Annotated in this window: 14 protein-coding genes; 9 read left to right on the forward strand and 5 right to left on the reverse strand. The window is 38.3% G+C overall.

Features of this window, described 5'->3' with window-relative positions; all coding sequences use genetic code 11:
* Nucleotides 1-579 precede the first annotated feature (579 nt).
* Both SOM16_RS19000 and SOM16_RS19005 read left to right on the forward strand, forming a co-directional pair.
* Nucleotides 580-3,945, forward strand: coding sequence for a TonB-dependent receptor (locus SOM16_RS19000; RefSeq protein ID WP_320465578.1), 3,366 nt, complete (start codon nucleotides 580-582; stop codon nucleotides 3,943-3,945).
* 131 nt (nucleotides 3,946-4,076) lie between these two features.
* Nucleotides 4,077-4,358 carry a hypothetical protein gene (locus SOM16_RS19005; protein WP_320465579.1) on the forward strand — a complete coding sequence of 94 codons (282 nt, stop codon included), beginning with the start codon at nucleotides 4,077-4,079 and terminating at the stop codon, nucleotides 4,356-4,358.
* A gap of 51 nt (nucleotides 4,359-4,409) precedes the next feature.
* Here the strand turns inward: SOM16_RS19005 and SOM16_RS19010 are convergent, their stop codons facing one another.
* On the reverse strand, nucleotides 4,410-5,204 hold the full coding sequence (locus SOM16_RS19010) for a S1/P1 nuclease (protein ID WP_320465580.1): 795 nt from the start codon (nucleotides 5,202-5,204) through the stop codon (nucleotides 4,410-4,412).
* A 383-nt stretch (nucleotides 5,205-5,587) separates the two neighbouring features.
* Between SOM16_RS19010 and SOM16_RS19015 the strand changes: the two genes are divergently transcribed.
* Both SOM16_RS19015 and SOM16_RS19020 read left to right on the forward strand, forming a co-directional pair.
* Nucleotides 5,588-5,791, forward strand: a complete 204-nt coding sequence (locus tag SOM16_RS19015) for a DUF2683 family protein (protein WP_320465581.1) — start codon at nucleotides 5,588-5,590, stop codon at nucleotides 5,789-5,791.
* Nucleotides 5,782-6,045, forward strand: coding sequence for a Txe/YoeB family addiction module toxin (locus SOM16_RS19020; protein WP_320465582.1), 264 nt, complete (start codon nucleotides 5,782-5,784; stop codon nucleotides 6,043-6,045). The genes SOM16_RS19015 and SOM16_RS19020 overlap by 10 nt, the downstream gene beginning before the upstream one ends.
* Nucleotides 6,046-6,050: 5 nt before the next feature.
* Here the strand turns inward: SOM16_RS19020 and SOM16_RS19025 are convergent, their stop codons facing one another.
* Nucleotides 6,051-7,232, reverse strand: coding sequence for an AIR synthase related protein (locus SOM16_RS19025; RefSeq protein ID WP_320465583.1), 1,182 nt, complete (start codon nucleotides 7,230-7,232; stop codon nucleotides 6,051-6,053).
* Nucleotides 7,233-7,588: 356 nt separating this feature from the next.
* The gene (locus SOM16_RS19030) at nucleotides 7,589-9,763 is read right to left on the reverse strand and encodes a glutamine synthetase III (RefSeq protein WP_320465584.1); all 2,175 of its coding nucleotides are present in this window, start codon (nucleotides 9,761-9,763) and stop codon (nucleotides 7,589-7,591) included.
* A 202-nt stretch (nucleotides 9,764-9,965) separates the two neighbouring features.
* Here SOM16_RS19030 and SOM16_RS19035 point away from each other — a divergent pair, with 202 nt between their 5' ends.
* The gene (locus SOM16_RS19035; RefSeq protein WP_320465585.1) at nucleotides 9,966-10,802 is read left to right on the forward strand and encodes an energy transducer TonB; all 837 of its coding nucleotides are present in this window, start codon (nucleotides 9,966-9,968) and stop codon (nucleotides 10,800-10,802) included.
* Between the two features lie 325 nt (nucleotides 10,803-11,127).
* Here SOM16_RS19035 and SOM16_RS19040 read toward each other — a convergent pair whose 3' ends face one another.
* Together SOM16_RS19040 and purL are read right to left on the reverse strand one after the other, a co-directional pair.
* A complete protein-coding gene (locus tag SOM16_RS19040) occupies nucleotides 11,128-12,600 on the reverse strand; it encodes a TlpA family protein disulfide reductase (RefSeq protein WP_320465586.1) in 1,473 nt (490 codons plus the stop codon).
* Between the two features lie 215 nt (nucleotides 12,601-12,815).
* Entirely contained in the window at nucleotides 12,816-16,478 is a 3,663-nt protein-coding gene (purL, locus tag SOM16_RS19045) for a phosphoribosylformylglycinamidine synthase (protein ID WP_414692275.1), read from the reverse strand.
* An 858-nt stretch (nucleotides 16,479-17,336) separates the two neighbouring features.
* On the opposite strand from purL, the gene SOM16_RS19050 reads away from it, so the two are divergent.
* From SOM16_RS19050 to SOM16_RS19065, 4 genes are read left to right on the forward strand one after another with little or no spacing between them, the layout of a single operon-like run.
* Nucleotides 17,337-19,559 (forward strand): fasciclin domain-containing protein, encoded by a 2,223-nt coding sequence (locus SOM16_RS19050; protein ID WP_320465587.1) that lies wholly within the window; start codon nucleotides 17,337-17,339, stop codon nucleotides 19,557-19,559.
* 6 nt (nucleotides 19,560-19,565) lie between these two features.
* Nucleotides 19,566-22,859 carry a SusC/RagA family TonB-linked outer membrane protein gene (locus SOM16_RS19055; protein ID WP_320465588.1) on the forward strand — a complete coding sequence of 1,098 codons (3,294 nt, stop codon included), beginning with the start codon at nucleotides 19,566-19,568 and terminating at the stop codon, nucleotides 22,857-22,859.
* A 9-nt stretch (nucleotides 22,860-22,868) separates the two neighbouring features.
* Nucleotides 22,869-24,344: a RagB/SusD family nutrient uptake outer membrane protein gene (locus SOM16_RS19060; RefSeq protein WP_320465589.1), complete on the forward strand. Its 1,476-nt coding sequence runs from the start codon at nucleotides 22,869-22,871 to the stop codon at nucleotides 24,342-24,344.
* Between the two features lie 5 nt (nucleotides 24,345-24,349).
* Nucleotides 24,350-26,158, forward strand: coding sequence for a fasciclin domain-containing protein (locus SOM16_RS19065; protein ID WP_320465590.1), 1,809 nt, complete (start codon nucleotides 24,350-24,352; stop codon nucleotides 26,156-26,158).
* Nucleotides 26,159-26,211: the final 53 nt, after the last annotated feature.

Here is a 26,211-nt window from a genome sequence, read left to right on the forward strand (position 1 = left end):
TGCTTATAACTTTTCAGCAAAGCCAAAACTAAAAAAAAAATGTTAATTGATACGGTGATTATTTCGATACTGATGTAAAAACGACAAAATTTATGCTGGTGGTTGTTTAGGGGGCAAATGCCAGGAATTATATTATTTGGTTACTCGCCAAAATCATCATAGAAAATTTGCTTACGCTGATAAATTAATATCAATCATGTCAGAACGTCTTACATTTTCCACTTTTTATGATAAAATACATAAAATTATTATTGATGCAGTAATCGTACATTGAAATCCTTTAAAATTGCACTCGTTAACAAGCGTTAATTAGTGAACTAGCAGTTTTATTTAGGATTTACTACATTATTTTGAAATTTTAATTCATTTTTTTGGTAAATATTTAGTTGTTTGACCAATCCTTTGATAAACTGAAAGTTATCATATTAAAAATAGATCCAAATTGTTGAAAAGTTTTGGGATTGTTAACGTAAAATTAACATTGGATGTTAAAATGTGTTAAATTTTAATCCATACATTTGCAGCAATATAATTCCCCTAATTATTATTCAACAACAAACAACATTTAGAAAACAAAGTATGAAGAAATCTTTACTTTTAAGATTAGTATTCGTTATTGTTGCCATCGTAGGTTTATCTTTCAGTGCAATTGCACAGGTAACTACTTCCTCAATGACAGGAACAATCAAAGATGCAAAAGGCGCCTTGCCTGGAGCTAGTGTTAAAGCAACACACACACCTACAGGAACAGTTTATTCAGTATCAACAAATGGTGATGGAAGATTTACAATAGGAGGTATGCGTGTAGGCGGGCCTTATACAATTGAAATCAGTTTTGTAGGTTATAATCCACAGAAGCAATCTGAAATTTATTTGAAATTAGGTGAACCCTATGCCCTGAATATAATTTTAGCTGATAACAGTTCTACATTAGCTGAAGTGAAAGTCGTAGGTCAAAGCGCTAATTCAATCTTGAATTCAAATAAAAATGGATCTTCAACAGTTATTGGAAAACAACAAATCCAAACTCTGCCAACTATTACGCGAAGTGTAAATGATTTGACTCGTTTAACGCCACAAGGTGGTGGACCAAATGGCGCTATCGGTGGTGGTAACTATAGATCTAACAATTTTACAGTTGATGGTGCTAACTTCAATAACCAGTTTGGTATTGGTCAAAACATTCCTGCAGGTGGTTCTCCGATTTCAATCGACGCTCTTGAACAGATTTCCGTAAATGTAACGCCGTTTGATGTTCGTCAGACTGGATTTACAGGTGGTTCTATATCGGCTGTTACGCGTTCGGGAACTAATAAGTTTTCCGGAAATGCATTTTACACGATGAGAGGAGATGATCAGCAAGGCAGAAGAATCGGAGATACATACAGGCTTCCAACTGTACAGCCACTTGATGAAAAAAATTACGGTTTCAGTTTAGGTGGACCCATTGTAAAGGATAAATTATTCTTTTTCGTTAATTATGAAAAAAAAATTACTACTTCTCCAGGAACCCAGCGTATTGCCGCAAATGCGTCTACACCTTACAGCGTAGATTTTCCAAATGTAGTGCCAGCATCTGAAACATTTTTGAATGATGTAAGTTCTTATCTTTTGAATAGATATGGTTATGCAACAGGGCCATATCAGGGTTATTCTCAAAAAAGTGAGAATGAAAAAATGTTTGCCCGGTTGGATTGGAATATTACAAAAAATCATAATTTCAGTATTAGGTATAATCAGGTAGAAAGTAAGTCTCCTGCATCAGCAAGTACATCGACTAGTGGTTCTCCTATTGGTAGCGTAACAAATTACGCCTATGCAAATGTTAGGGCTAGTGGTACAGCCCGTGATGCTGGTTTGCCTTTCGCTAATTCAAATTATTATCAGGCAGCTAACTTATATTCTGCTGTTGCTGAATTGAATTCGTCTTTTGGAAGCAAATTTACGAACACATTACGTGGAACTTATTCTCATCAAAATGATCCACGTACAAGTGATAGTTCCCCATTTCCTTTAGTAGATATTCTTGATGGATCACCTACAGGAACAAATAATTTGGGAAGAGTTTTGACAACCTTTGGTTACGAACCATTTACATACGGTAACCTTCGAGATGTAAAAAGTTACACTATTAGCGATGAACTTACCGCATCTTTAGGTAAACATAACATCACTTTAGGCGCTCAGTTAGAAAATAGTACTACTAAAAACGGATTTCAACGTTTTGGAACTGGATTTTATACATTTAGAACTTGGAATGACTTTATAAATAATCAACGTCCAGCTCAATATACAGTAACCTATCCTTTAACTGCAGATGGTTCACAAGCTTTTCCTAGTTTTAAATTTGCTCAGTATTCAGCTTATATTCAAGACGAATTTACAGTTTCAGACCGTTTAAAATTAACAGCAGGGCTACGTGTTGAACAACAAAGATACCCTGATGCAGATGAAGTAAGAACCCATCCATTGGTTGCTGGTTTAACTTTTGCTGAAGGTAGAAGAGTGGATACAGGTGTTTTGCCTGAAAACAGAATTTCTTATTCACCAAGATTTGGATTTAACTGGGATGTAGTAGGAGATCGCTCATTCCAGGTTCGAGGTGGTACGGGTATTTTTACTGGTCGTATTCCATTCGTATGGATCGTTTCTCAATCGGGTGATGCTGGATTAATCCAATATACACAAAGCTATGTTGGTAACGACGCTCCTTTATTTAGCCCTTCTATTGCTCCTCAATTATCAACAACAGCTCCGCCAGCTGGAAGTTCTCTTCCATCTTCAGGTGTAAGTGCTATGTCTCCAGATTTGAAATTTCCTCAAACATGGAAATCTAGTTTGGCCTTCGATTTCAAGCTTCCTGGCGGTATAGTTGCTACCGTTGAAGGAATTTATGGAAAAGATTTAAATGTTGCTGTTGCTAAGAATGTCAATCTTGTAGATCCGACAATCAGAATCAACAATTATCCTGATACAAGACCTTTTTACCCGTCAGCAAATACAAGCAAATATATAAACCCTATTAATAGTGCTGGCTTGCCTGTTCAGAATGGTACTAATAATGCAAATGCATTCAATACTATTGTGATGACAAATGCTAAAGGTGGCTATAATTGGATGGCAACAGCACAGTTGACAAAACAATTTAGTAATGGTATATCTGCTATGATTGCCTATACAAAAAGTGAACAAAAAAACTATGGAGACCAGGGTGGTGATCAATTGTTAAATTTATTCTCTATTCCTGCTACTTCAGGTAATCCAAATGTACCGAGCTTAAGCTATTCAAGTAACCTGAATCCTGATCGTATTGTAGCTTCGTTTTCATATAGAAAAGAATACTTAAAAAACTTAGCGACTACGCTGTCCGTTTTTTATGAAGGTGCAAATCAAGGAAGATTCTCATATACTTACAATGGTGATTTTAACAGAGATGGAATATCAGGAAATGATCTAATGTACATTCCAGCTAACCCATCTGAAATTACCTTCTCTGGTAATTTGGTTACTGGAGGTGTAACTTATACTCCACAGCAGCAAAGTGATATTTTCTTTTCTTACATAGAACAAGACAAATATCTTCGAGAAAACAAAGGAAAATTTGCTGAGCGTAATGGTGCAGTATTGCCATGGAGAAATCAGTTCGATTTAAGATTAGTACAAGAAGTGTTTAGAAATGTAGGTGGAAGTAAAAATTCATTCCAGTTCATAGCTGATATTTTCAACTTTGGTAATTTACTAAATCGTAAATGGGGTAATGTGAACTTTAATAACAGTACTTCTCTTTTAGCACCTCAAAATACACCAACGATTGGTGGAAATACAACGCCAACGTTCAGACTTAACCCAATCAGCAATGCGGTTGTTAGAGAGACCTTTGGTGTGACCAGAACTACTGCTTCAACCTATTACATGCAATTTGGTGTTCGTTATAACTTTAACTAATACTTAATTCACAACAAATATCAAAGCCTCCGATGAAAATCGGAGGCTTTTTTAGTTAACACTCAAAACTATTTCTCCCAAAAATTGATTTAATTATAGTTAACCTATTTAGAACCAATAATTAAATTACAATGAGCACTTCGAAACAAACGCACGACCATGCCACTATAAAAGCATGGGTAGAAAAACATGATGGGGTACCATCAGTAGTGGAAGATACCGCAGACGGTAAGGGTGGAGGAATCTTAAGAATACACTTTCCAAAAAATAGTGATAGCAGTTCTGAATTAAAGGAAACTGATTGGGACACCTTCTTCAAAGCTTTTGATAAGCATAAACTAGATTTTCTTTATCAGGAAAAAAAAGCAAATGGCGATGAAAGCACCTTCCATAAGTTTGTGGAACGGGAATAACCCTAAAAGCTTCCACTTGGAAGCTTTTTAGGGTTAAAATAGCGTCAGTGATTATTGATAAGTTACCCCATTCTTAAACAATTCATTCAATAGCCCTGCTAAGCGAATCCCACCCATTTCTATTCTCTTATTCACAATGCCAATGTGCGATTGATAATAGGCTTCATCTAACTTATTATTTTGTGCCACTTCTTCATAAAGTTTTGAACTGATTTTGTAGCTTTCAAACAACCAATCTATAGGAGTGGCCCTTTGCCATTTCCTGGTTTTTGATTTTCCAACATCATTTTTTTCTGAAAGTTGCAAAATACTCAGCCCCTGGTGGTCTAACAAGCGACTATCCCAAAGTGAGTGCAGGTTGGTTCCCTTTCCATCAAACTGCACCTGGATGGTATTCCCGCCTTTGTCTTCAGCCCTGCTGACATGCATCGGTTGATGTGCATCTCCAACAAGGTGAACGATAAACTTAAGCGCGACAATTTTCTGAGCTTTCGTTGCGGCGGAATCTTTGATAATGGATTCATTTAATGCCAATGCCGTTAAGAGATTTTCGTTTTTTATCGCCTGGATAGAATCCTTAAACTGACCCCTGCTTAAACCTACAGGTAGATTTACAAAGTGCCAGCCAGCAGTGCTTTTATATTCTGGTTGGTTCCGAACTTCATCCGCCCATGATGCCACATCAACTAAGCTTTCGGTACCTAAAAGCACTTTGATTGCTGTTTTAGCCTCTGGAGTCAGATGATTTTCTGCAATGGTAGCCACCGTTTTATGTCCGAAAAATCCCCAGGAGCCAAAGAGGAAAGCGCTGCCAATCAACATGAACGCAATAGTTATTCTTTTCATGCTGCGAAGATATTAATCTGCCTCCAATTGTATTTCATGCTTTGTAAATATTACAATTGGTAGTAAACATTACAAAACAAAAGGGCTTTACAATCGAATTCAAAGCCCCTTATTTCAAAAAATCATAATACTTAGTTATATACGAAAGTTCCCTTTTCGCTTTCAATAGTAACTGCTTCTGGTTCCCTTTTTCTACACGGCCAATAATTTGTGCATCTATATTAAAGCTTTTTGAAATTTCAATAATATTTTCTGGAATCACTAAGGCTATTTTAAAAGTAACGCAAATCTCTATGATCGTAAATTAGTTGCTAATCAGAACCAAACATAATTTTAATCCATATATCCATATATATGGATATATTTGTATAAAACTCAACATCATGACAATTGCAACGATACAGATACCGGATAAGAAAGCAACTTTAGTTAAACAATTACTTAAAGAATTGGGAGTTAAGATTATGGATGAAAAAATTGAAAAAAGCCCCTACAATCCCGAATTTGTAGCCAAGATTAAAAAGGCTGATGAAGAAATTAAGCAGGGGCAGACCAAAAAGATACCTGTAAAAGATTTATGGAAATAGAATATACCCAACAAGCGCAAGACGATTTAAAATTTTGGCAAAAATCAGGTAATAAATCTGTTCAAAATAGAATTGTTAAACTCTTGGACGCTATATTAGAAAATCCACATGAAGGTATTGGCAAACCTGAAACTTTAAAATATGAACTAACAGGTAAATGGTCAAGACGAATAACGGCTGAACATCGAATTATTTATGTTGTTACTGATTCGACAATTTTTATTCAATCTTTAAAAGGCCATTATTTATTCTAAGCCATTTAATTATAGATAAAGATCCCTTTTTCGCTTTCAATAGTAACCTGCTTCTGGTTCCCTTTTTCTACACGGCCAATAATTTGTGCATCTATGTTAAAGCTTTTTGAAATTTCAATAATACTTTCTGCAATCTCATGCGGCACATAAAGCTCCATTCTATGGCCCATATTGAAAACCTTATACATCTCTTTCCAATCTGTTCCTGATTCTTCCTGAATTAATTTAAATAGGGGCGGGACAGGAAACAAATTATCTTTAATGACATGGATATCGTCATTGATGAAGTGCAATACTTTAGTTTGTGCACCTCCACTGCAATGAACAATCCCGTTAATTTGATCACGGTAGCTTGCTAATATTTTCTTGATTACTGGCGCATAAGTTCGGGTAGGTGATAACACCAGTTTTCCAGCAGTGATTTTACCAAAGCCCTCTACTTCAACTTCGTCTGTTAGTTGCTTCTGACCAGAAAAAACCAAATCAAAAGGTACAGCCGGATCAAAACTTTCAGGATACTGGTTTGCCACTGATTTCTCGAAAACATCATGACGAGCAGAAGTAAGTCCGTTAGAACCCATTCCACCATTGTATTCTGTTTCGTATGTGGCTTGTCCGTAAGAAGCCAAAGCCACAATTACATCACCAGGTTTAATATTGTCATTGCTGATCACCTCATCACGTTTCATGCGGCAGGTTACCGTAGAATCTACAATAATAGTTCTTACCAAATCACCAACATCAGCAGTTTCACCACCCGTTGAATAGATAGAAATTCCCTGCTCGCGGAGATCGGCCAGAATTTCTTCTGTTCCGTTTATTACTGCAGCAATTACTTCACCAGGGATTAAATTTTTGTTACGTCCTATTGTTGAGGAGAGCAGGATATTGTCGGTAGCACCAACGCAAATCAAATCATCAATATTCATGATGATGGCATCTTGAGCAATACCTTTCCAGATGGAGATATCACCGGTTTCTTTCCAATAAACATAAGCCAGGGAAGATTTTGTACCTGCTCCATCTGCATGCATAATGTTACAGTAATCTTCATCACCGCTTAAAATATCAGGAATGATTTTGCAAAATGCTTTAGGGAAAATTCCTTTGTCGATATTTTTGATGGCATTATGCACATCTTCTTTAGAAGCGGAAACGCCGCGTTGATTGTACCTGTTATCACTCATGTTGGCGCAAAGATAGTAGAAAAAGTCGGGAGTGAGAAGACCGAAGTTAGAAGTTTTGAAGGGAAATAAATAAGTGGGAAATGGAGAATTGGAAAAAGAAAGGAGGGGATTTGAAATAGGAAAATTGGAAATAGGGAGTAGGAAATGATATGAACATTTTGGCGTTTAAATGAGCACGAAAATGAACTAGGCGCTTGATAACATTACAATAATAAAAGAGTCTTTAACACTGCGCTAATGCAATCTATAATCAGCCATCTTGATCTGATCATCCTCATATCTTTAAAATACCAGCTACAAAAAAAGGGCGTAAAGTAAACCTTACGCCCTATACCCTAAACCTTACGGCTTAAAATCTATTTCATGAATAACAATTCTCTGAATTTTGGTAAAGGCCAAACGCTGTCATCAACAATTTGCTCCAGTTTATCTGCATGATAACGGATGATGTCGAAGTAAGATTTAACTTTCTCATCGTAAGCAATTGCTTTCTCACGAGTATCTTCAATTTTGTTGGTTACTTTACGTTCTTCCAACATCGCATCGATATTAGATTTAACGATGTCTAAATGCTCAGATAATTTCTTCACAATCTCAAGAGAAGATTTGCTTTCGATACCAAGCTCTTTTAATCCTTTTACATTTTCGATTAATGAGTTTTGATAAGCAATAGCAGCAGGAATAATTGCCGTATTCGCAACTTCGCCCATTACACGTGCCTCAATCTGTAATTTCTTGTAGAAATTCTCTAACATGATTTCATGACGGGCATGAATTTCGCGTTTGCTATAGATGTTAGTTGAAGCAAATAAATCTGCTGATTTTTCAGTTAAGTAAGCATCTAAAGCTTTAGGGGTAGTTTTGATGTTTGATAAACCACGTGCTGCAGCTTCATCTTCCCACTCTTGGCTATAGCCGTTACCTTCAAAACGAATTGATTTAGATTCTTTGATGTATTTTTTGATAACGGTCAATAATGCGATATCTTTTTTATCACCTTTTTTGATTAATTTATCAACTTCAGCTTTAAATTTCACCAATTGCTCTGCCATAATCGCATTTAAGATCGTCATTGGTGCTGAAGAGTTAGCTGAAGAACCAACTGCTCTTAACTCAAATTTGTTCCCTGTAAAGGCGAAAGGAGAGGTACGGTTACGGTCTGTATTATCCAATAAAATTTGTGGAATTTTAGGAATACCTAACCAAAGCGCGTTGTCTTCTTTAATTTTCTTGCTAATGCGTGAGTGCTCGATTTCATCTAACACATCGTTCAATTGAGAACCAAGGAAGATAGAAATGATTGCAGGTGGCGCTTCATTAGCACCTAAACGGTGATCATTACTTACTGATGCAATACTTGCACGTAATAAATCTGCATGTTCGCTAACGGCTTTGATGGTGTTTACAAAGAAAGCAAGGAACATTAAGTTGTTTTTAGGCGTTTTACCCGGTGCTAATAAATTTTTGCCTGTATCGGTAATTAATGACCAGTTATTGTGTTTACCAGAACCATTAATGCCGGCATATGGTTTCTCGTGCAATAATACGCGGAAATGGTGACGACGAGCAACTTTTTCCATCAAATCCATCAACAATTGATTGTGATCGATGGCTAAGTTGATTTCTTCGTAAATAGGCGCACATTCAAATTGAGATGGAGCAACCTCGTTGTGGCGGGTTTTTAATGGAATACCTAATTTTAAAGCTTCATTTTCGAAATCAACCATGTAAGTGAAAACACGTTCTGGAATTGATCCGAAATAATGATCTTCTAACTGCTGGCCTTTTGCAGACATGTGTCCGAATAAAGCGCGGCCAGTTAATAATAAATCAGGACGGGCGTTAAATAACGACTCATCTACTAAGAAATATTCTTGTTCAATACCTAAAGATGCATTTACTTTCGTGATGCTCTTATCGAAGTATTGACAAACGTCAACAGCAGCTTTATCAAGTGCAGCTAACGCTTTTAATAATGGTGCTTTATAATCTAGTGCCTCACCCGTGTAGGATACAAAAACTGTTGGAATACAAAGTGTTTTTCCAGCTTTGCTTTCCATAATGAAAGCAGGAGAAGATGGATCCCATGCCGTGTAACCACGAGCTTCGAAAGTATTACGAATACCGCCGTTAGGGAAACTCGATGCATCTGGCTCTTGTTGAACTAATGCGCTACCAGCAAATTTCTCGATCGCACCGTCGCCGCTTGGCTCAAAAAATGAATCGTGTTTTTCTGCTGTTGTACCTGTTAGAGGCTGGAACCAATGCGTGTAGTGCGTTGCACCAGCGCTCATAGCCCATGCTTTCATTGCTGTAGCAATCTGGTTAGCGTCGTCAGAATTAATTAGCTCACCCTGGTTGATAGAGGAGATTAATTTTTCATACACGTCTTTAGATAAGAAATCTCTCATTTTTTTCTTATCAAATACATTAGCGCCAAAAAAGTCAGAAATTTTTGCTGATGGTGATTTAACTTCTGGTGAAATTCTGTTTTGAGCCTCTTTTAATGCGATGGTTCTTAAGCTTTTCATTAATTTGTTATGTTTTTTGTCAAAAATAGGATATTTTATTAATTTTTATAAAACAATCGTAAGAAATATATCAATTTTATTGAAAATGAAATAAAAAAATGTTTTTGAGATAGAAAATTTCATTTTTGATAAGGAAAGCAGATTTTTTGAATGTTTTATGGAATTGATGATTTTGCTACATCATGCTTAAAACTCTAAAACTATGTTTAATTCATCAATCAACGTGTACAAAACCGAGTGGCTCGATCTTGTATTTGCAGACCGCAACAAAACTTATGGCGCTTACGAGCTGAGGTCAAAATCTTCTAAAATTATGACTAAATCCCTGCTCATATCTGCAGGCTTATTTTTGTTCGCTGGCTTCGCACCACTCGCCTATAGCAAAATGTTTCCGGGTATAGTGGAAATTGCTGTCCCTCCTAAGGTTATTGAGCTGGATAACGTGATTCATGAGATGAAAAAGGTTGAACCGGAGAAAAAAAGTGAGCCCGTAAAATCAGATCCTGTGAAAGTGAAAACAATAGCTGTTGCTTCCAACATCGTAGTGGTGGATAAAAAAGAGCTTCCGGAACCGCCAAGCATTAAGGATATGCAGGATGCAGTTATCAGTGACAAAACTCAGGAAGGTGAAATAAAACCAAACCTGGTTATTAATAGTCCATTGACAACCGGCAATGGGGATGGTTTAACGAAAGAGAGTGAAGGCGGCGATCCGAATGCGATTATTGAGGGCATGGGCGTAGATGAATATCCGGAATTTGCTGGGGGAATGAAGGCCTTTACCAAATATATGGAACGTAATTTACGTTATCCATCGCAAGCACAGGAAGAAGGCGTTAAGGGAAAGGTATTTGTAAGTTTTGTAGTTGAAGTAGATGGCTCCATTACCGATGTTAAGGTACTAAGGGGAATTGGCTTCGGTTGTGATGAGGAAGCCATGAAGGTGATTAAAAAATCTCCGCTCTGGAAGCCGGGTAGAAATAAGGGCAAGGCTGTTCGGGTAAGGTATAATATGCCGATTAATTTTAATTTGATGTAGTTAAAGCGGAAAGACTAAAGTGGAAAGACTAAAGCGGAAAGGTTAAAGACCAAAGCAGAAAGACTAAAGCGGAAAGCTAAAAGACCAAAGCGAAAAGGCTGAAGTAGAAAGGCTAAAGCGGAAAGAGTAAAGGAACGTACCGCGCTAATTGGTTGACCGTTTTTCTAAACTTGATTACGAATGTTGAAAATAAAGCAAACCCGTATTTATTAATGCTCAGAATAGAATAGGAATAGTGAGGTTGGATGTAAACAAAAGGCTTGAGTTTTTGCTCAAGCCTTTGTTTTTATAGCTAACAGATAGCCTTTCTCGCAACCGTTTTACATCACATTTTAAATGTATTCAGTTGCGTTGCTAACTTTTCGTCTGAAGGTCGTTTAGCATTATTGTCAATTATTTTTCCATCCGGATCAATTAAGATGAACCTGGGAATTGTGGTTACGCCAAACGTTTTGATAAATTCAGAATTAAAATCCTTATCAGCCATTAATTGAACCCCACCCAAATTATTTTTTTTTACGAAGTTAGCCCATTTTTGTTTGTGAACAGAGACATCAACTGAAATACTTACGAACTTGATTTTTTTACCCTCAAAACTTTTTTCTAAATTTTTTAGTGAGGGAATTTCTGCAATACACGGTCCACACCAGGTAGCCCAAATATCAATGTAGACATAGTTTCCTTTGAAATCTTTCAGGCTAACCAACTGGCCTTTTGAGTTTTCGTACTTAAAATCTGGAGCTGATTTATTGGATAACGTTGCAGATAAATTTTGATAAGCTTTTGTAATTGCAGCCTTCTGTGGCTCATCCGCGGCCATATTTAGAAAGGATTGATAGACCTTGCTTACATCTTCTGGATTTTTTGCTTTTTTTATTGCATTAAGGGTAAAGCGATAGGCAAGCCGTGTTCTTATATAGGTGTTATTAATCAATGAGTCTAAAATGATCAGTTTAAGTTTGTCATCATTTTGAATTGAATCCCTGACTTTATCATATTTTTTGCCGTAAGTAAGGTAATCTATTTTCGAAGCGAGGAGATCTTTGTAGTATTTACTATTTCGGTAAAGCATATCATTGTTCATATCTAAATCCTGATAAATGCTTTTTTCGATCGCATCTTTTTCTGCAGCGCTTAGCTTTTTTGAAAACTGCCCCTGATAGGCAGTTGTGAGTCTTTCACTGTAATTCTTTTTTCTATCTGCCTTAGGAATCGCTAATATCTCTCTCAAAGCCGCCATTTTAGTAGAATCTAAGCCATAAAATCGATTATAAATATATAAGCAGTAGCGTTTGTCTAATTCACTTTCGTGTTTAATAAATGCTTTAAAAGATTCATTATTTGATTTATTCGCTGCTTCGATTGACTTTTCGACATAGCTATTTAGCATGGGGATGAAAACTGTTGGTTCAGTTAAAAGGTATCGATGCCAGAGGCCGTAGCCCGGATTGCCTAAAAACTGGTTAAGTCTGCTATTCATATTCCGCAACGCATCGTTTTCAATTTTTCCATCTCCGGAAAACTGATAGTTCTTTTCCTGTTCGCTGATATTGAGTTTATAGTCAGGTTCCAGATAAATTAGCCCAACTTTGCCGAATTCATAGATTCCAGGAACTAAATCTTTTAAACTAAGCTTGAAATTTCCAGATTTGTCGGCACTAATAACAATAGGGGACAGATCGTTACCCTGAAGGGTCCAACTTGAATCTGCAATACCTGGAATATTTCCGATCAGCTGCGCCTTCGCATTGCCCATCAATAAGAATATGGCAATACATAGAATTGATATCTTAATCATATTAACTAATTATTTAGTTAAATATACTAACTAAATAATTAGTTTTATTTTTTAATTAATTTTTCTTTGAGAATAGGAGCCAGCGTTTAGCAAAAGACAAAAGGCTTGAGTTTTTGCTCAAGCCTTTCATTGTATAAAATTTACCCTTAGTCATCACATCAGATGAGTAGCTAGCCAATTGGCTCTTCTCATTCAATAACGGAGTGACTAACCTGCTAACCTTTTCCCTCTATCCACTTTCTCGCATTTACAAATGCCTCAATCCATGGTGAAACTTCATCTTTTCTACCTGCGGGATAATTTGCCCAATGCCATTGGAATAACGAGCGTTCAATATGTGGCATCATTACCAAATGGCGACCACTTTCATCACACATCATTGCGGTGTTATAATCTGAACCATTCGGACTAGCCGGATATGTTTCGTAAGCGTATTTGGCTACAATTTGATATTGATCTTCTGCATAAGGCAAGGAGAACCTTCCTTCGCCATGCGATACCCAAACCCCTAAGGTGCTTCCTGCTAGTGTAGACAACATGACTGAATTGTTTTCCTGTAGTGTTAATGAAGTGAAAATACTTTCGTGTTTACCGCTCTTATTGTGCAGCATTTTTGGTTTGTCTTCGTGGTTTTTGTTAATTAATCCCAATTCCACAAACAACTGGCAACCATTACAGATCCCTACCGATAGCGTATCCGGACGGGCAAAAAACTTCTCTAAAGCAACTCTTGCTTTTTCATTGTATAAAAATGCACCGGCCCAGCCTTTTGCGGATCCTAAAACGTCAGAATTGGAAAATCCACCAACGGCACCAATAAACTGAATGTCTTCTAATGTCTCCCTTCCGGTGATTAAATCCGTCATGTGTACATCTTTCACATCAAAACCAGCCAAATACATCGCATTTGCCAATTCGCGTTCGGAGTTACTGCCTTTTTCGCGGATAATTGCCGCCTTCGGACGTGGTTTAGATGCATCAATTATGGGTTTCTTTCCGTCAAATTGCAATGGAAAGCTATATTTCAGAACGTGGTTTTTATAATTGTCATAGCGTTCTTTTGCCAAACCATTACCAGTTTGTTTACTATCCAACAAGTAAGAAGTTTTAAACCAAACATCACGTAAATGATCAATGTCAAAACTGAAATCAGTTCCGGCATTTTTAATATCCAGCGAAGCTGATGAGTTGACAGTGCCAATTTTATAGAAAGCTACCCCGTTTGAGGTTAATGTATCTTCAACTGAAGCATCTGCCTGGAAAACCAAAGCAATGTTTTCGGCGAATAATAATTTAATAATATCTTGTTCAGCTAAAGCGGATAAATCTATAGATGCACCTAAATCGCGATCTGCGAAACACATTTCCAGTAAGGTCGTAATCAAACCACCGCTACCTATATCATGTCCGGCTTGGATTTTACCTTCTTTAATTAGCTGTTGAATGATATTAAATGCTTTTTTAAATTGTTCCGCATTTTTAATATCGGGTGTTTCTGTACCGATTTTATTTAATATCTGGGCGAAAGATGAACCACCTAACTTATAATCATCATTAGAAAGGTTGATATAATAGATCGCTCCACCATCTTTTTGAAGCACTGGTTCTACAACTTTCGTAATATCATCGCAGTTACCGCCAGCGGAAATAATCACGGTTCCCGGAGCAATTACATCGCCATCCTTATATTTTTGCTTCATGGATAACGAATCTTTTCCCGTTGGGATATTGATTCCTAAATCAATTGCAAACTCAGAACAAGCTTTAACTGCAGCATAAAGGCGGGCATCTTCACCTTCATTTTTACAGGCCCACATCCAGTTGGCAGAAAGCGAAACGCTTTTTAAACCATCTTTCAAAGGTGCCCATACAATGTTTGATAAAGATTCTGCAATTGCATTTCTGCTACCAGCCGCAGGATCGATCAATGCAGATAGGGGTGCGTGCCCAACAGAGGTAGCTACACCTTCTTTACCCTGGAAATCTAAAGCCATTACCCCACAGTTATTTAAAGGCAATTGTAATGGTCCGGCGGTTTGTTGTTTAGCCACGCGGCCACCTACACAACGGTCAACCTTATTGGTTAACCAATCTTTAGACGCTACTGCTTCTAATTGTAAAACCTGCTCTAAATAGGTATTCAATTCGGATTGATCATAGGTGATGGCATCATATTTACGATCAATAGTCTGATCATCCATCACAATTTTTGGAGAACTGCCAAACATGTCTTTCAACTCCAGATCCATTGGTTTAATGCCAGATGTTTCAGATTTGAAAGTAAAACGATGATCGCCGGTTACTTTTCCAACGGTGTACATTGGTGAACGTTCACGGTCGGCAATTTTTTGTAAGGTTTCGATGTGTTCATTGCCAATCACTAAGCCCATTCGCTCCTGAGATTCGTTACCAATAATTTCTTTTGCAGATAGGGTAGGATCGCCAACAGGCAATTTATCGAGATTGATTAAACCACCAGTTTCTTCCACCAATTCTGACAAACAGTTTAAGTGACCACCAGCACCATGATCGTGGATAGATATAATGGAGTTGTGTTCGCTTTCTACCATTCCACGAACGGCATTTGCAGCACGCTTCTGCATTTCCGGGTTAGATCTTTGGATGGCATTTAATTCAATACCAGATCCATGTTGACCTGTGTCTGCAGATGAAACTGCAGCACCACCCATTCCTATTCTATAATTTTCACCACCCAGAATTACGATGTTATCGCCTTCCTGCGGTTTAAGTTTTTGTGCCTGACTTGCTTTTCCGTAACCGATACCACCGGCAAGCATAATTACTTTATCGAAACCTAACTTCCTGGATTTCTCCTCATGTTCAAAAGTTAAAACGGATCCGGTAATTAATGGCTGACCGAACTTATTTCCAAAATCAGTGGCACCGTTTGATGCTTTGATCAGGATATCCATTGGGGTTTGGTAGAGCCATGCTCTTTCTTCAACACCTTTTTCCCAAGGGCGATTTTCTTCTAAACGAGAAAGCGCTGTCATGTAAACAGCCGTTCCAGCTAAGGGTAAAGACCCTTGTCCGCCGGCTAATCTGTCTCTGATTTCTCCACCCGAACCGGTTGCAGCACCATTAAAAGGTTCTACAGTGGTAGGAAAATTATGGGTTTCTGCTTTCAGTGAGATTACAGAATCGAAATCACTTGTAGTATAATAATCAGGAATATCGGCACGTTTAGGTGCGAATTGCTGAACTGTTGGGCCTTTAATAAAAGCCACATTATCTTTATAGGCAGAAACGATATCGTTTGGATGTGCTTCTGATGTTTTACGGATGAGTTTAAAAAGAGAGGTTGGTTGCTCCACACCATCAATTACAAAAGTACCATTGAAAATTTTATGGCGACAGTGTTCCGAATTCACCTGAGAGAAACCGAAAACTTCTGAATCCGTTAAAGGTCTTCCTAGGTTATTGGCGAGTGTATTTAAATAATCAACCTCTTCATCACTTAAAGATAAGCCTTCCTGCTTGTTGTAAGCCGCAATATCAGTGATTTCTAATATGGGTTCAGGTTTAATGTTGATGGTATAAACATCCTGATCAAGTATTTCATATTTTTGAGCAAGCATCGGGTCGTAATCAGAAAAATCCTGAACCACCTTGGCAAATTCTTCAATCCTGATAATCCCCTGTATGTCCATATTCTGGGTAATCTCTACCGCATTGGTACTCCAGGGCGTAATCATTGCTGCTCTTGGCCCTACAAAGAAACCGCTTAAAGCTGTTTCTGTAGTGATTTTGGCATCGCCAAATAACCATTCAAGTTTAGTAATATCATTGGTAGTGAGCGTTTTGTCTGTTTGTAATACAAAAACCGCCTGCGATTGACTAAGGAAGAAATGAATCATGCTTTTTTTTTGAAAGTGCAAATTTAGCTTTTTTAAATTTAAGGATAGAATGAATGGAAGATAGAATTGTTGATTGTTGACTGATTCTATGTCAAATTCGTAATGGATAGTGAAATGGTATATAATTTTGGTGTATAAGTTGGAATTACAGTTTTTATCTATTTATATTTTCGATCGTATGAACTGCGGGCTATCGTGATCGTCCTGAACTTAATTCAGGTTTTTTATATTTAATTCTAACCAACCGAAACACGTCATTATCATTTTAGTCGGTGGGATACACGACTGATAGACAATCTATATGATAGCGCAGTGACGGATTCCTGATTATGCCTACAGCTTTCCTATAGTGCCTAACTTTTTTGCCTTTTTATAATCAGTGTGTTAAAGTGATCGTTCTTGGCTTGATCTATATATATGTAGCTAGCTGCGAAAAGTTAGTATTACACGCCCTTAGCCCTTCAGGCGAAAGATGCCTACAGATCAGTGGGGCACAAGAAAATTCAAATTTTTATCAAATAATCATGTAGGACTAAAATTACATTATCAATGTTACATAAACAGGGTAAATCGATTTAAAAGCATTTCTGATCAGTTTTCATTTTTGATGATAAGATCTTGTAATAAATAGACAGGATGGTACAGGATGGGCGTAAATCGTTATGTTTCTATATTTAGTCAACCATAACACTAACCAAATAACTTTTAACCAAATATTTAATAACGTTCGCTTAACTGAATCTATGCAATAGAAATCTACATTTCTTTCCGACTCTTTACTTTTCTTTCCTGATCCGCTCGTAGAATACATTTTTTTGCATACTAGTTTTTTGGCCGTTCGCATCCAATAAAATTACTATGAGTAAAATTTTACCAAAATTTTTAATCGTCATTCTGACATTTGTACTTTTTCTGAGTAGTTGCAGGAAGAAAGAATTTGATGAATTCTACGGTCGCCCGGAAACGCTGGCAGAACCGATTTATCAGCAACTTCAGGCCAAGGGTAATTTTACTCAGTTTCTAAGCTGTGTAGATAAAGCCAGTTATAAAGAAACGTTAAGCACAGCGGGCTCCTGGACTGTTTTTGCACCTACCGATGAAGCTTTCAAAACTTATATGCAAGAGAATGGCCTAACTGAAATAACCACAGACCTTGCTACTAAAATTGTTCGCTTTTCGATGGTTTACGATGGTGAAAAAACGGACAGACTCAGTGATTTTTTCTCTGTTAAAGGTTTCGTTAAAAATACCGCCTTCAGGAGAAGGACCGTTTATTATGATTTTGTTTACGATGATAAAGACCTGAACGGCAATCTAATAAAGGCTATAGCTACGAACCGGAATGGTGTTTACTTTCCCGGAGATTTTAATAATAAAAGCGTAACCTATTTCTTGTCACCATATATGGGCTTTGCAGGCTTATCTGCCATAGATTATAATTTCTTTTATCCAAATGTTTCGTATAGTGGTAGTAATGTAGCTTCAGCGCATTTAATAGCAGATCAGCAGAACATCATTGCAGAAAACGGCGTAATTCACATCATCGATAGGGTCCTTACACCGCCACTCAACATCGATCAATATGTAAATAGTAAACCGGATTATAGTGCATTCAAAAATCTGCTTGATAAATTTGTTACTTTTAGTTTAAATGCAGAAATTTCCAATCGATATCAGGTATTAAGTGGCAAAGCCGCCAATGTTTACGTAAAAAGCTATAGTAGTCTGCTTGGATTTTCGCCCAATAATGAAAACTATCTTAAAGCTGATGCAAACGATGCTCAGCAAAGTTCATATAGTATTATTGCGCCAACAAATGCAGCAGTAGATGCTTATGCCAAAAGTGTACTGCTTAAATACTGGCGTAAAAGGGGGGTAAATACCTTAAACGAGCTATATGTTGTTGCGCCTGATGTGATTAGAGATTACGTCAATTCTCACTTATATACCAGTACAGTATGGCCGAGCAAATTCGCAATTACTCAAAATTCCCTTGGTGATGTAACCAAACAAACTACAGCTGATATTATCGACAGACAGGTACTCAGCAATGGTTTTCTTTACGGTACAAATAAAAGTCAGGAAGCAAGTGTATTCTCTACTGTTTATGGAAATATAAACCTCGATCCTGATTTCAGTATCATGAAACAAGCGCTTTTGTACTTCAACCTTCATCTTCAACTTAAAACACCTTCTATCCGGTATCTTATTGTCCCGATTCCGGATGCTACCTTAAGAAGGATGGGCTTCACTTACGATCCCTTCTTTGTTGCACAGCCTATTCGGGGCGATCTTGCTGCTTTTAGAAGAATTCTTCAAACGCATATCATTCCACTTGGAAACAGACCAATTCCAAATTTTACTTCAGGTGCTGGAATTTTAGAAGCTTCTAACGGTGAATATATCAAATACGAAAGAGGCAGGTTACTATCAGCGGGTACACAGGATAGTGTGGCGGTAGCAAAACAAACTATTCCGGTTGATTCGGTGAGTACTACCCCTGTAAATGGAGCGGTAGTTTATGGCAAAGAAGCATTAACCTATACTGTACTTCCGGTTGGTAAGCATATTGAAAAGTATGGAAACGTACCAGCAGCGCCATATTATAACTTTTTTCAGTATTTGTTTAACAGCTTATTGTATAATAAAACCACAGGAGCTATTACTGGCTTAACAGATGGTGTGAATTATACCGTTTTTGTACCGACAAATGCAGCAATTGTTGCTGCGGTTCGTGCGGGATTATTACCGGGAAATACGGCTACAGGCGTTCCGAATTTTACCGCTACAGATGGAATCTCGGTAACCCTGGTGAATAAATTTATTCAGTATCACATCATTAACAAAGCCACCGTTGTAAGTGATGGAGAAAAAACTGGTCAGTTCGAATCTTTATTGAAAGATGATAACGGTGATGCAGCTAAAATTAATGTATCTATAAATACGGTAAATACCCTGCAACTAAGAGATGTAACCGGTGCAACTGTAAATGTGTTATTAGGGGCTAATGATAGAAGTAACGTGCTATCTAACAGAACCGTAATACACCAAATTAACACTTACTTAAAATATCAATTCTAACCAAATATGACTAGAAAAATTGCATACAGTGCATTTATTGCATTGTGCTGTCTGTTGGTGTCGTCTATAACAAGCGCACAACAAATTAATTATGTAAAAGGAAGGGTAATTGATAAGAAGGATAAGCAACCTATTATTGGGGCCTCGGTGGTAATTATTGATAAAGACAGACGCGTAATTAAGGGCGTTTCTACAGATATTGATGGTAATTATTCCCTTCCCGTTGCCGATAAAACCTACCGGATTTCGGTTTCTTATATCGGATATAAATCGAGTGCCCCGCTTTCAATAGATAAGGCAGTAATTAACTTTCAGTTAGAAGCTGCCGATAACCAGATGGATGAAGTGCAGATTGTATCCAGAGCGAAAACAGATAATGGAAGTGGAATGGCGATTGATAAAAGAGATCAAACCTCTGCAGTTTCCACGATTAACGCAAAGGAACTAGAAGACATGCAGGCGGCTTCAATTGATCAGGCTTTACAAGGGAGATTGGCGGGTTTAGACATTGCGGCAAGCAGTGGCGATCCGGGTGCACCGATGCAAATCAGGATTCGTGGTACATCTTCTATCAACGGTGCAGTTGATCCGCTTATTGTAGTAGATGGGATGGCTTACGACATTACCATTCCTTCGGATTTTAACTTCGCGACCTCTGATGAGAATAACTACGGACAGCTTTTAAACATTGCACCTTCAGATATTAAGGAGATTAGTGTATTAAAAGATGCTGCGGCTACCGCGGTCTGGGGTTCTCGTGCGGCCAACGGCGTATTAGTGATCACCACCAAAAGAGGGACAATGGGTCCTCCAAATATATCTTACAATTTTAAGGGTTCGTATTCCAAGCAGCCGAGTGCCATCCCCATGTTAAATGGTAATCAATATTCTTCCTTAATTCTGGAAGAGTTTTATAATGCAGGGCGACAATTTTCTACTTCTGATTTTGCGAAACAATTTCAGTACGACCAAAATGATCCCTATAATTATTACAACTATAGCAATAACACCAACTGGTTAGAAGCCATTACAAGAGTGGGGTATCTTCAAGATCACAATTTATCCATTTCGGGTGGTGGAGAGAAGGCGGTATACCGTGCCTCGGTAAATTATTTTAACCAGAACGGAACAACTATAGGTACAAGCTTAGCTCGTTTAAGTGCCAGGGTAAACCTGGATTATACCGTTTCTACAAAAATTCGCTTTAGCGCTGATATTGCTTATACCCATATTGATAATCAAAGTTTATATCCAAGTGGCTCAAGAGATGCCAATGTAAGGGATGTAGCCTATACCAAAATGCCAAACCAGGCGGTTTATGAGTACGATGAATATGGAAATTTAACTTCTAATTATTTTAGTCCGGCAAGCACCGCGCAAGGAAGCTTTCTTTACGATTTTTCCAATTCAAGGGTAAGTGGCACTTATAATCCATTGGCTATGGCTATTGCTGCCAGCAATAAACAGCTGGGAGAACGGATAATTCCAAAATTCAGCTTACAATATGTCATCATTCCGGAAAGACTGAGGTTAAATGCCAATTTTCAGGCAGATATTAATAATACTAAGGTGAAGAAATTCTTACCACAAGTAGCTACCGGAAGACCATTTTCTGAAGCCATTGTAAATTACGCAGGCGATTCAGACGGCGATTCTTTTACCATGGCAACCAATATGACGCTTTCTTATACGCCTAAATTGGGTGATAAACATAACTTACTGGCATTTGCCAGGTTTGATAGTTACGACAGCCGTAGAACCGGGCAGGGAATGTTTGCCAGCAATACGGCGTCTTCTTTCCTTTCCGATCCATCTATTGAAGGTAGGACTAACCAAACGGGTTCTGCCTATTCTTCTTATGCACAAACCCGTACAGTTGGTCTATTGCTAAATGCCCAGTATAAATTTTTAGATCGATACATTTTTAATGCTGGTGTAAGGGGTGATGGGAATTCTAAATTTGGTCCGAATAACCGTTACGGTCTATTCCCGTCTGCGTCAGTAAGATGGAGGGTTTCCGGAGAACCGTTTATGAAAAATACGACTAACTATATCGATGACTTAAGTTTTAGAGCAAGTTATGGTGTAGTTGGTAATGCGCCTAAAAATGATTATTCCTATTTCAACACCTACCAGAATTATGGGTTTAGTTACCTCGGTTCTTCGGGCGTATTCCCATCCAATATCGAATTATCAGATTTGCGTTGGGAAAAAGTTGCACAATCAAACGTTGGTTTAACGCTTGTGCTACTGAAGAACAGGCTAAACATGGATGTTGATGTTTATCGCAAGCGAACTACTGATCTTTTTTACCAAGATCTAGCCATTCCAACCTACAATGGATTCTCAACGCTGGATATTAATGGCGGTACAATGGATAATCAGGGATGGGAGTTCAGTTTGTTTTATACAGCTGTAAAAAGTAAAAAGCTTCGGTTAGATTTCAATTTTAACATTTCCCATAACCAGAACTTAATTCGGGAGGTATCGCCATTGGTGCGAAGGGAAAGTAATTCAGCTGTTCTACAAAACAATGTTTTTAAAGTTTACCTGCAGGAGAATAATCCATTCGGTTCATTCTACGGCTTCAAATTTAAAGGTGTTTACAAAGACAGAAATTCAACCATTGCGCTTGATGAAAATGGCAATCAGATTATTGGTCCCAACGGACAGCAAATCTTCATGCGTTTCGGCTATCCATCAATAGATTATGTTTTTCAACCTGGAGATTCCATGTATGAAGATATTAATCACGATGGAAATATCGATTACAAAGATGTTGTGTATCTGGGTAACGGTAATCCTAACTTAACCGGTGGCTTTGGAACCGCAATTACTTTCAATGGAAATCTTCGTTTAGGGGTCAACTTCACCTATAGAACAGGTTACCAGATTATCAACGGTACCAAGATAAGCACCACCAATATGTATGGTTTTAGTAATCAAAGTACAGCGGTGTTACGCCGTTGGAAAGCTGAGGGTGATGTAACCGATATGCCGCGGGCAACTTACGCAACTGGTTATAACTTTCTGGGCTCTGACCGCTATGTGGAAGATGGCTCATACCTTCGTTTGAGAAGTGTTACCCTAAAATATGATGTGAATAAAGATTTCCTGAAACGCATTGGTTTAAAAGGCTTGAGTGCCAATGTAACCATGGAAAACATTCTTACTTTCACCAAATATACCGGTCAGGATCCTGAAGTTCCGGTAAGGTTATCTACGTTTTCTACCGTAGTGGATAACTCGACCACGCCCCCAATCAAAACAATTACACTCGGTTTAACTGCTAATTTTTAACCTGCCAACATGAAAAAAATGATATATAGTGTTGCGGTAGTCATGGTATTGATCATGTCTAGCTCCTGCAAAAAATGGTTGGATACCCAGCCCCGCGACGGAATTACGCGACAACGATTTTGGAAAACTAAAGAGGATGTTCAGGCAGCGGTTTCAGGTTGTTATGCTTCTTTATTGGCGCCCCCCCCGGGTGTGAACGACAGGGCTTTGACCGAATACATCTTTACGTTTGGAGAGATTCGTGCAGATATGATTGATCCGGGACCAGGTGCTGTTAACGACGAGCTTGATATTTTTAACGTCAATATCACATCAAGTAACAGTTTAAGCAGATGGATTGCTTTTTACCGCACCATCAATTATTGTAATACAGTGCTGGATAATGCACCTGCAGTTAGGGAAGTAGACCCAACATTAACCGTTGAGCAGCTTAACGCCAGTATGGCGGAAGCATTAACCCTGAGGAGTATGATGTACTTCTATTTGGTTAAAACCTTTAGAGACGTGCCGCTAAAATTGACAGCCACAAGCAGGGATACAGATTTACAAAGTCTGCCTAAAACACCTGCTACGGCAATATTGGCACAAATAGTTAGCGATCTAAAACAAGCAGAAACCAATGCAGTAGTCAGTTATGGAAATACGAAAAGTAATAAAGGACGGGTGACAAAATTTACCGTAAATGCGCTTTTAGCTGATGTTTACCTCTGGATGGACAATTATGAGGGCTGTATTGCGGAATGCAATAAGGTAATTAATTCACAACTGTTTGCCATTCAGCCTGCAAGTTCAACATGGTATTCGAATGTATTTTTTAATGGAAGCTCCACAGAAACCATTTTCGAATTTGCTAATGGAACATCCGTGAGTAATGTATTTTTTAATCTACTGGTTTTGCCACGCAAGAGGTTCACCGCATCTGCTTATGTTCCGCAAGAAGTATTTATTGCAGATGATGTAGACCCTGACCGGAACTTTGATATTCGTGCTGATGAATTTTACAGAGCGAATGATCTGACGATTATAAAATGGGGCGCACAAAACCCTTCTTTTATAAACTGGCAGGCCTACCGAATTACAGATGTACTGCTGCTAAAGGCAGAAGCCCTTGCCGAAACCAATGCCGGAGCAGAGGCATTAGCCATTATCGAAAACATCAGGCTGAGAAGGAATGCAGTAGCAGCAACCGCACAAACAGTAGATCCGGGAGATAAAGATGCCATTACAGATTACATCCTGGCAGAACGTGCCCGTGAGTTTGCTTTCGAAGGAAAACGTTGGTTTGATATCCTCCGGGTGGCTAAACGCAATAACTACAGGAGATTATCATTACTCACCAGTATCATTTCAGAAACAGTGTCGCCTGCTTCACAGCAGTCTGCCATCACCAAATTTCAGGATATTAACAGCCATTACTTTCCAATAAGCGATTCAGAACTTTTTGCTGATCCTCAATTGATTCAGAATCCATTTTATACCAAATAATTAGCATGATGAAAAATAATTTTAATGTTCGCGGGCTGGCCATTATGGTGGTAATGCTGGCCTTTATATTTGTATTTATAAATGCTTGTAAAAGGGAATCGTTTACATTGGCCACAACTGATGACGTAAATATCACCGGCTATCTGGATCGTTACCCGGAGCAATTCTCTTTGTTAAAAGAGGTAATAACAAAATCTGCATCTACCGGATTTCTCGGTGCATATGGCAAATACACATTTTTCGCTCCAGATAATGTGGCGGTAACTGCCTGGCTAAAATCAAAGGGAAAAGCAGCTGTTTCAGATTTAACTGTAGAAGAAGCCAAAAATATGATTAGGTTTCATTTACTGGCAGACACGCTGGCAACCAATAAATTTACAGACGGTAAATTGCCACAAATAACTTTATACGGTCAGTACCTTCAAACAGGGGCAGTAAATCAGGCTGGTGTGAGTAGCTATATTGTAAATAAACTCGCTAAAATTACCAAGTCGAATATAAGGGTTGGAAACGGCATTATCCATGTGCTCGATCATGTATTGAATCCTGCCACACTTACCTTGGCCAAGAGTATTGAAGCCAATCAACGCTACACTTACTTTACGCAAGCGCTGAAAGAAACAGGCTTTTACGACTCTCTAAATGTGGAAGGCGCTGCTGCTAAAGATACTACCCGCAGATTTCAAACTGTAATTATGGAATCAGACTCTGCACTTAAAGCTGCAGGTTTCAGCACGTATTCAAGTTTCAGAAGTCGGTATTCAAGAACAGGAAACCCACAAAGTAAGGCAGATAGTTTATGGTTGTATATGGCTTATCATATATCTCCAGGTCCATCTTACGTTCCTGATATCATTACCACACCCGCCATTTACTCTCTTGCACCAAGAGAAGTAATTACAACGAAATTCTCCGGGCAAAAGGTTTTGCTTAACGAGGATGAATTTAATGGAGTAGTAGAACCTGGTGTAGAAATTAACAGGTCTTTTAGCGATGTAACGGCATCAAACGGCGTGTTGCATGAAGTGAAAAAGCCTTTTGCAATTAAAGTGAGAGTACAATCGGCAGTGTTTTTTGATGTAGCAGATCAACCTGAATTAAGGGCAAACCCAAGGTGGAGAGGCTCATCTGCAGTAAGTATTCCATTATTCGCTAACGGATTAAGTAATTTAAGTGGACTGATCTTTAATGATCCTTCTAAATTGAACACACCTGAAAATTATGATTATGTTACCGTTCCAAATGCTACCCGAAAATATAATGCCAACGATTATTTAAACCTGTCGATGGGGGCAAACGTGCTACGTGCGCAATGGATTGAATTGCGAACACCAATGTTGGTAAAAGGAAGGTACAGAATATGGATATGTTATGCACAGAACGGAAATGCACCTGTTTTTCAGGTTGGGGTAGATGTAGGTAGATCGGGCGAACAAATCTTACCAAACCTGGTCGATTTTAGACAACTATTGAGTGTTTCAGGCGTAACGTCGGCCACATCATCATCGGCATCAGCAGATCCGCTGATGTTAACCAATGGTTTTAAGCGATATATGGCTACCACTGCAGACGTTCAGGGTACCCTTCGCGGTGAGCAGCAAATTACCGGTACAGGATGGGATCAAATGGTTGGCCGTTTGGCTGGAACAGCTGATATACAAACAACAGACAGGCATTGGATCAGACTAAGCATTGTTGGCGGTGGTAATTCCAGTAGTGCAACCTGGCTGGATATGATTCATTTCATCCCGATAGACGATGATCAGAATTATCCTCGGTTTTCAACATCAGGAACTGCATTTAAGCGACCATAACATCGTTGCCGGAGCTCGTCTCCGGCATCACTTAATCTAACCATAAAGAAAAT

Origin of the sequence: Pedobacter sp. CFBP9032, assembly GCF_034045265.1 — a bacterium.
Lineage (GTDB): Bacteria > Bacteroidota > Bacteroidia > Sphingobacteriales > Sphingobacteriaceae > Pedobacter.